This window comes from Longimicrobium sp. (genome assembly GCF_036280135.1).
In the GTDB taxonomy this organism is placed as follows: Bacteria; Gemmatimonadota; Gemmatimonadetes; order Longimicrobiales; family Longimicrobiaceae; genus Longimicrobium.
Map to the genome: position 1 here is coordinate 1 of NZ_DASURI010000663.1, position 8,287 is coordinate 8,287.

Genomic DNA, 8,287 nt, shown 5'->3' on the forward strand with positions numbered 1-8,287 from the left:
CGTAAAGCGCCAGTCACCGGGAAAGAGCCGCGCCCCCTCGTTGCACACGTCGCGGGCCCGGCGGTGGTCGGCCTGGTTCATGGCGGTGTAGTAGACGCGCAGCAGGAACGGAGCCGTGTCGTCCAGGTAGTGGTCCGCGGCCAGGGCGCGGTCTGCGGCGAGCCGCGCCTCGGCGTGGCGCCCGCGCACCAGCAGCAGGAGGGACAGCGTGCTCCAGGCGCGGGCCAGGCGGGGCTGGAGCGCCACGGCCGCCCGCAGGTCCGCCTCGGCGGCCCGGATGTGCGCCCCGGCGGCCGGGGCGGGGCCCAGCGCCAGCCCGCGGCGCAGCCGCGCGCTGGCACGCAGCTGCAGGGCCTCGGCGTTGCGCGGCTCGCGCGCCAGCACGCGCTGGGCGAACGCCTCCGCCACGGCCAGCAGGTCCCGCGGGTCCCGGTCGCCGCGCTCCAGGCGGTCGATGGCCAGCCGCCCGCGCAGCAGGGAGGGCCGCGCCCACGCGGGGTCGGCGGCCTGGGCGCGCGCCAGCAGCCCGTCGGCGTCGCGCATCAGGCGCAGCATGGACGCCGCGTCCAGCGGGTCCTGGCTGGTGGACAGCGAATCCGCGTCGTCCAGCGTCTGCTCCGCGTGCAGCACCAGGTCGCGGGCCGCGTGGCTGCGGGTGCCGGCGCCGGCGTTCAGCACGCGCACCTCCCGCCCCAGGCGGCGGCGCAGGGCGCTGCCCACCTCTCCCACCACCGCGCTTTCCAGCGCCACCACGTCGCCCAGCGGGCGCACCACCACCCGGCTTTCCAGGTGCGACTGCGTGCGGGCGTCGATCAGCTGCACCGTCACCCGCACGCTGTCGCCCGACCGCTGGATGCTCCCTTCCACGATGCTCCCCACCCGCAGCCGCACGGCCACGCTGTCCAGCGGCACCGTGCCCTGCCGGTAGGGCTTGACCCCGTTGCGCGAGATCACGTCCAGGGCCTGGACCTGGCTGAGCTCGTGGATGAGCATCTCCGTGAGCCCGTTGGCGAGGTACTCCAGGTCTGCGCCGGGCGAATAGTCCTCGAAGTACAGCACGGCGATGCGCCGCGGGTCAAAGCCGTGCGCGGCCCGCGTGGCGTCCGCCCGCGGCCGGGGCAGCAGGACCACGGCCCCCAGCACCGCCGCCAGCAGCGCCGCCGCGCCGGCCAGCCATGGCAGCCGTCGCCGGCCGCGACGCGGGTGGGACCGGCCCGCGTGGGGCGGAGCGGAGCCCTCCGCACCCGTGGGGGAAACGACGTTCGGCGCCGCGGTGCCGGCGGGTCCGGGCGCCGCGGCTGATCCGTGGGCGTCCGTGGACCCCGTGAGCGTCGTGGATCCGATGAGCTCCGCGGACTCGGCCGGTTCCGAGGCTTCGGTCGAATTCGCGGACTCGATCGATGTAGCGGACTCAATCGAATTCGGGGACTCAATCGAATTCGGGGACTCGATCGAATTCGGGGACTTGATCCACGACGCGGACTCGACCGGTTCCGGGGCTTCGCTGGGGCCCGCGGATTCGATCGATGACGTGGAGCGGGCGGATTCCGTGGACTGGATGGCCTCCGTGGATTCCGCCGCCTCCGCGGATGCCACGGGCGCGGAGTCGACCGCCGCGCCGTTCGCGCCCGCGGCGGGCGGGGCCGGACGGGGGAGCGGCGGCGGCAGGGGGGCCGACTGGGCGCGCAGCCGCTCCACGTACGCGGCCAGCTCGCGGTCCGGGCCCACGCCCAGCTCGTCGTGCAGCAGCGCGGCGTGCGCGGCGGAGTAACGCAGCGCTGCCGCGTGCTCGCCTCCCTCGCCAAGCGCCCGCGCCAGGCGAAGCGCCACCCGCGAGCTGAACGGATCGTGGTCCGCCAGGCGGCGCCACCACCCGGCGGCGCCCAGCGGGTCGCCCTTCGCCTCCGCGCGCTCGGCCAGCGTTTCCAGGGCGCGCGCGCAGGCGCGCGCCAGCCGGTCCCGCTCGCCGTCCACCCAGCGCTCGAACTCGGGGGCGCCGGACACGTGAAAGCCGTCCAGCAAGGGCGCCCCGTACAGCTCCACCGCGTCTTCCAGCCGCCCCTCCTCCAGCGCGCGCTCAAAGGCATCCACGTCCGTGCGCACGCCCGCGGGGTCCAGCCCCACCTCGTCGCCCACCACGGCGATCACGCCCTCCCCCAGCTCCTTGCGCAGCACGTAGAGCGCCTCGGCCAGGGTGTGCCGCGCCGCGTCCTGCGAATGCTCGGCCCACAGCAGGCCCACGATCCGGTCGCGCGACACGCGGCGGTCCCGCGCCACGGCCAGCACGGAGAGCAGGGCAAGGCGGCGCCGGTACGCGGCACGGCCCGTAACGGGCCCATCCGGACGGACGATCCCGGGGTGTCCCAGCACATTGATGAAGATCACAGCGCTAAATCGGGGTGATGTGATGCACGTCCAGGCGGGGCATTGATGGAGGCGCATCATAGTTAGCGGCGTGTTCCGGCGGGGGCAAGCCTGCCCCCCCGGATCCACGCCGCCTGGCGGCACCCGGCCGCGGCGGCCCAGCGCCACCGACCCTGGACAGGAGACAGCATCATGACGCAGACCGGATCCGAAATCGCCCTTCAGCCGACCGTGCTCACGTATGACACCGTGATCGCGACGGGCAGCGGCCCTGCCGACATCCCCACCAACATCCAGGCGGGGACCACGTTCAGTGCGCCGTTCATCGTGAACCTCGACAACCAGGCGTTCCTCACCACCAACCCCGAGCAGAACTTCGTCGCACAGGAGCAGGTGCAGCTGGTCGGCACCCGGCTGACGGGCTGGGCGTCGGTCCTTCCCTTCACCGCCACGGTGTACGGGCAGCCGCGCGTGGTGGAACGCGTGATCCTGGGGCTCGCGGGCAACCCGGGGAGCGAGCCCGCCCTGACGTCGAGGATGCAGTTCCAGGGCGGATGCATCGTGGGCACGGGTCCCGTGGCCGGCCAGCTGGCGGACCCGTCGCCCGCCTGAGCCGCGAGCGATCCCACACGCGTGCAGCACGCAGGGGGGTGGCCCGGACACCGCCCCCCTGCCGCCGACCCTTTCATCTCTCGGAGGAGGATCCTTCCATGCACACCCCGTTCGGCCGCCCGCACGGGCGGCTCACGCTCGCCCTGCTCCTGGCCGCCTCCGTCGCGGCGCCGGGGTTGACCGCGCAGACCTCCGCCGCGCCCGTCTACCACGGATTCGACCAGACCGGGTTCATCCCCTTTGTCGCACCCAACACGGTGGAGATCCGGGTGGGGAACCAGCAGTTTCCCATCACCATGGACGTGGGAAGCACCGGCCTGACACTCAGCGCGGAGCACGTGCCGGGCTACTCGCCCGAGACGGCGTCGCGGTACCCCGCCGGGCGGGAGTACCTGTCCAGCAGCCGACGTCTCTGGGTGGGCCGGCTGATCCCCGTGGACGTGGTGTTCCCCGGCAATGGCGGCGGCGTCACGTCCCGCGTGACGGTCCTGGCGGTGGAGCGCGAGGCGCTCTGCCCCGACTACACTCCGGGCCAGGTTTGCCCGGACTCGGCATTGCGGCCGGCGTCTGCCGGCATCCGCTACATGGGCGTGGGCTTCGGGCGCGAGATCGACCATCAGCCCGACGCCACGCCGGACCGGAACCCGTTCCTGAACGTCACCCGCCTGGGCACCACTCCCGTGCGGTCCGGGGCCATGCGGTCCGGGTACGTGATCACGGGGCGCGGCGTGCACGTGGGGCTTACGACCGCGAACACGGCCGGCTTTCGCTTCGCCCGCCTGCAGCTGCGGCCCGGGACCCAGGACCCGCGCGACTGGGCGGAAGCCACCATGTGCGTGGCGGTGGACGACTCGGCGTGCGCGCCCGGGACCCTGCTCACGGACACGGGAATCGACTACATGTTCCTGACGCTGCCACCGGAGATGGCCGCCGGCTCCATCCCCGGCCCGGGGCAACCCCTGGCGAATGGCAGGCGGGTCTCGGTCCGCATCCCCGCCGCGGGCGATGCGGTGGGGACGTACACCTTTGTCACCGGCAGCGGGGACGCGGCGGCGCCCTGCGGCGTGATCCTCACGGATCGCAAGCCCGCCGCGTTCGTGAACACCAGCAACCGCTTCTTCCGGCAGTTCGACGTGCTGTTCGACGCGCACGGCGGATGGTTCGGGCTTCGTCCCGCCACGTCGCCGCTCCCGCCGGCCGAGTGCCGGTAGCCGACCCCCCGCGCCCTGCACCGCCCGCCGGGAGCACACCCTCGCATCGTGGAGATCGGAGAAACGACGACGATTGCGCTTCCCATCGCCGCGGCATGGATGTACATGTCCGACGACCAGTAGTACGGGACCATCCCGAGCACGTGGTCCAGCATCGACTTCAAGGACGTGGACGTGCTGTTCGTGGGACCCGCCGGGGTCCAGTCCGATGGCACCTTCGGCCTCTACGACACGCCCGCCACGGGAGACCTCGCCAACCGCTTCACGTGGATCATCCAGACCGCTCGCGCGCAGAACCCGCAGATCAGGATCATCGTGTCGCAGTGGTGGGGCGACGGCAGCGGGATCTGGGGGCAGGCGCTCGACGCGCTGGGCACCGACGTCAGCCGGTACACGGACTCCGTGGCCGCGTTCATCGCGTCGTACCTGGACGTGAGCGGCGGTGTGGACGGATACGACATCGACTACGAGTCCAACAACGTCGTCTCCAGCGCGCCGACGATCCTTTCACAGGTCCGGTCCAGGCTGGACGCCCTGGGCCAGGCAAACGGCGGCCGGCAGTTCTACGTGACGGTGTCGCCGGCCTCCACCGCGTACCTTGACCAGGCGGTGTCGTCGCTGGATCTCGTGAACATGCAGACGTACGCCGGCGGATGGGGGCTCACGCCGCAGACGTTCACGGGCCTGGGCTTTCAGTCGCGGCAGCTGCTCTACGGGATTTGCCCGGAGACCAGCTGCACGACCCGGTCGCTCCCGGAGGTCGAGCGCCAGTACACGGCGAACAACCTCGCGGGAATCCACCTGTGGCGGCTGAACTCCGACAACTACGTCGAAGAAGGCCAGGTGCAGGCGCAGGTCTATCGCTTTCTGCACCCGTAGAGACGAGATTCGAGCCGACCCTCCGGCAAACACGAAAGCCGCGGGCGCTTGGCCCGCGGCTTTCGTGTTCGATGAGCATTCACCCGGATCACGCGGCGAGCCGCCGCACCACCTCGGCCGCGCCGCACTTGTACACCGTCAGGCACACCAGCGTCCCGTGCGGGTCGCGCACCTCCCACCAGCCGTCCTTCGTGCGCTTGACGATCTTGTAGCCGGCCGCACAGGTGCGGGCGATGACCCGGACTTATCGCAACCAGTTCTCCACGGGCAGTTCCACGATTCGCGTGAACTCCCGCTCGTTGTCGGTGACGAGGGTGTAGCCGAGGGCAACCGTCTGCGCGGCGATGAGCAGGTCATTGCCGCCGATGGGCTGACCCATACGTTCCAGGCGCGCGCGGAGAGCTCCGTACACCGCGTCCGCGGGGGGCTCGAGGGGGAGAACGTCGAGGACCGCCAGGATGGCTTCAACCTGCGCGGTGAGCCGTGCCGAACCCTTCTTCTCGGCGCCAAACCGGAGCTCAGCCGCCACGACGATGCTCGTGCAGACCCTCGACTCACCGGCCTGGCGAATGTGCTCCGCGACGGGACCCTGCGGCCGGCGCACGAGATCCGAAACCACGTTCGTGCCCAGCAGGTAACGCATCAGAGATCCACCGCGTCCGTCCGAAGCTCCGGGATCGACGGGAACTCTTCGTCGAGCGGCTCCAGGGACGCCAGCACCTCCAGCAACGACCGAGGCGGTGCGGGTTCGAGGATCAGGCGCCCGCCTTCCTTGCGCAGGATGGCTTCGTCGCCGGCCAGCTCGAACTCGCGGGGGATGCGCACTGCCTGGTTCCGGCCGTTCCTGAACAGCTTGACGCGACGTTGTGGGCTCATGACCTACCTCCGTTTGGCATAGGCCTATGCATAGGCCAGTCTGCGGCGGACGTCAACTGTGCCTTTGCTCGATGACAAGCTACGGGGGGCGTGTGTAAGCGCAGCGTGGGCGATCCACGGTGTGGCGTGAGCGAAGGAAAGAACGCTGCGGTAGCCGCGGTGAGGTCGCCACGGCTGCCGCGCCGGAACCTGGGATCACGTCGCGAGCCGCCGCACCACCTCGGTCGCGCCGCACTTGTAGACGGTCACGCACACCAGCATCCCGTGCGGGTCGCGCACCTCCCACCAGCGGTCCTTGGTGCGCTTGACGATCTTGTAGCCGGGCTGCGCGGCGGGTGCGGGCGCGGTGTCCTGCTTTTTCCTGGCCATGGTGCTCTCCGATCCTCTTGACCCCGGCCGTCCAGCAGGGCAACTTTGGCGAGCGGGCGGCCTTCGGGTCGGTTCGCGATTGAGGCGGGTGGATCGGCAATTCTCTGCCAAGGGGACGCCGGTTCACCCGCCTTGTTTGTTTGCGCCCTGCTGACTATAGTATAGCGGACTGCATACATTCCGTCAAGCAGACTGCATACATGGATTTCCGAGAAGCAATCGACCGATTGGGAGAGCGAGTGACCCACGAGCAGGCTGCGCGCGCGCTCGGCGTCTCGGTCGCGTCCGTGCGCCAGTATCGCCTGCCGCCCGAGGCGAACGCGCACCGCTCCGCGCCGAGTGGGTGGGCGGATGTGCTCGCTGAATTAGCCCGCAAGCGAAGCTATGAACTAAAGGATCTCGCCGATGAATTAGAGCGTAAGGCATTGGATCTGAAACGAGGCGTACACCCGCTCCCGAGATGAGCTCTACTCACAATCTGCAGACTTTCCTTGCCAATGCAAAGAATACTACCTCACGTGAGGTGCTGGTAGCGCATAGGCTTATATACGAATTGAAACTTGCTGCTGCGAGAGGGAATATCGATTTGCGTGTTTACCACCCAGATGTTGATCGGGACGGGTTCGATCTTGTTTTAGAAGCAGAGGAGGCCACAAAGAAGATTCAGACAAAGGTAGTTTACCAAGGATCGGGGACAAAGGCATGGGAAATCCACAAACCGATGCTACGCCCATCACCATGGTATTCAGAGCATCTTGGATTCGAGCCAACCGTCGCAGGAACAGGTTTGGACGGCGGCGTGCTTATCATAGATCTGGCCATTGATGGACAGGAGTTGTCGCTCTCGTACCGATACTTTGATGTCGACCTACTGCTGGCCAGGATACTTGGGTTCACCACTGCCACACCCCCCTCTCATGAGAGCAAATTGAGGGAGTTTCATCGTGCCTTGATGCAAGCGCCTTATCGAGGCAAGATTTCCCTGCCAGCGTGGATGCTGTTTTCGGCCAAAGACGCAGAGTCCTTACTTGCATTAATGGGTTTGCCCTGCAGGCTCAACATCACATGGCCGATGCATCTTCGCACAGCAGCGGCTTTGACTTGGAAAGCTCCTGGCGTCCGCGGTGATCTTGAACTCTCTAGCAGAGTAGCCCGTGAAGAACTTGACCTGCTAACACTCGGGGCTGCGGGGGCTGTTCTCGACAATGGTTAGCGAGGATATATTCATGCCCTGCTGCGGATGCGCCAAGTTCGGACGGCCCACTAGTAACACTACGCTAGTGGCCGTCCGCCTGCTCCCACCACACTTACATCAAGAATAGCTGTACCAAACGTTCCAAACAGGCTCTTGTAACCGAAGTCCAGATGAGGAGAAAGAGTCCCGCCGAGAAAAGGACTTCCAAACCTCCTGTCACCTCAGCCTCTTTAGTTTCACCCTTTGTTTCGTCGATAGAGGCTGCCACCGATGAAGTTCGCGCGATGTCTCGCAATACTGCGCCACCTGTGATGGAAGCGTACACAACAACTGTTGCGTAGAACACTAGATCAAGAGCATCGGGAAGCGTTTCAGGGGTAAAACCCCGGGGAGGCCACATCCGCCAAATCGCTAATGTCAAGAAGCTCGACGTGGCGGCTGCCGGAACAGAAACCAACACCGCGCCAAATCTGCGTACTCGCGCAAGCAGTCGAATCAGAGTCGCACTAGAAGTGGTTGCGGCAAGGAAGAACGAAGCAACTAAAAGGAAGTTTCTTAGGACGAACGGGTTAACGTCAACTGAAGTCGCTGGAGGTGCTGACACTTTGGGCGCAGGTGAAAGGCCAGATGCAGCTACCAAAAGGCTGATTATTGCGACGACGAGCCCTCCGACGGCAGCAAATACCGCAATGGGGGTGCGTTTAAACTCTTCGCGCATGCTGGCCCATAAAGACGTCGGTAGCGACACTAAAGTCACCTCAGTTTGGTGGTGCGATTCGAA

Annotated in this window: 10 protein-coding genes; 5 read left to right on the forward strand and 5 right to left on the reverse strand. The window is 67.5% G+C overall.

Features of this window, described 5'->3' with window-relative positions:
- Window positions 1-2,385, reverse strand: a 2,385-nt coding sequence (locus VFZ20_RS21550; protein ID WP_329686012.1) for a BTAD domain-containing putative transcriptional regulator, incomplete at its 3' end; no start/stop codon positions are given.
- Between the two features lie 171 nt (window positions 2,386-2,556).
- On the opposite strand from VFZ20_RS21550, the gene VFZ20_RS21555 reads away from it, so the two are divergent.
- The 3 genes from VFZ20_RS21555 (at window position 2,557) to VFZ20_RS21565 (ending at window position 5,066) form a co-directional block, all read left to right on the forward strand.
- A complete protein-coding gene (locus tag VFZ20_RS21555) occupies window positions 2,557-2,976 on the forward strand; it encodes a hypothetical protein (protein ID WP_329686013.1) in 420 nt (139 codons plus the stop codon).
- Window positions 2,977-3,074: 98 nt separating this feature from the next.
- Window positions 3,075-4,187 (forward strand): hypothetical protein, encoded by a 1,113-nt coding sequence (locus VFZ20_RS21560; RefSeq protein ID WP_329686014.1) that lies wholly within the window; start codon window positions 3,075-3,077, stop codon window positions 4,185-4,187.
- Between the two features lie 153 nt (window positions 4,188-4,340).
- Window positions 4,341-5,066 carry a glycoside hydrolase family 18 protein gene (locus VFZ20_RS21565; protein ID WP_329686021.1) on the forward strand — a complete coding sequence of 242 codons (726 nt, stop codon included), beginning with the start codon at window positions 4,341-4,343 and terminating at the stop codon, window positions 5,064-5,066.
- A 244-nt stretch (window positions 5,067-5,310) separates the two neighbouring features.
- Here the strand turns inward: VFZ20_RS21565 and VFZ20_RS21570 are convergent, their stop codons facing one another.
- The 3 genes from VFZ20_RS21570 to VFZ20_RS21580 form a co-directional block, all read right to left on the reverse strand.
- Window positions 5,311-5,709, reverse strand: a complete 399-nt coding sequence (locus VFZ20_RS21570; protein WP_329686015.1) for a type II toxin-antitoxin system VapC family toxin — start codon at window positions 5,707-5,709, stop codon at window positions 5,311-5,313.
- On the reverse strand, window positions 5,709-5,942 hold the full coding sequence (locus VFZ20_RS21575; protein ID WP_329686016.1) for an antitoxin: 234 nt from the start codon (window positions 5,940-5,942) through the stop codon (window positions 5,709-5,711). Before VFZ20_RS21575 ends, VFZ20_RS21570 begins: the two co-directional genes overlap by 1 nt.
- A gap of 195 nt (window positions 5,943-6,137) precedes the next feature.
- Window positions 6,138-6,311 (reverse strand): hypothetical protein, encoded by a 174-nt coding sequence (locus tag VFZ20_RS21580; RefSeq protein ID WP_329686017.1) that lies wholly within the window; start codon window positions 6,309-6,311, stop codon window positions 6,138-6,140.
- A 239-nt stretch (window positions 6,312-6,550) separates the two neighbouring features.
- Between VFZ20_RS21580 and VFZ20_RS21585 the strand changes: the two genes are divergently transcribed.
- Window positions 6,551-6,775, forward strand: coding sequence for a hypothetical protein (locus VFZ20_RS21585; protein WP_329686018.1), 225 nt, complete (start codon window positions 6,551-6,553; stop codon window positions 6,773-6,775).
- On the forward strand, window positions 6,772-7,524 hold the full coding sequence (locus VFZ20_RS21590; protein ID WP_329686019.1) for a hypothetical protein: 753 nt from the start codon (window positions 6,772-6,774) through the stop codon (window positions 7,522-7,524). Before VFZ20_RS21585 ends, VFZ20_RS21590 begins: the two co-directional genes overlap by 4 nt.
- Window positions 7,525-7,618: 94 nt before the next feature.
- Here VFZ20_RS21590 and VFZ20_RS21595 read toward each other — a convergent pair.
- Window positions 7,619-8,287 (reverse strand): hypothetical protein (locus tag VFZ20_RS21595; protein ID WP_329686020.1); only part of this gene is annotated, 669 nt, incomplete at its 5' end.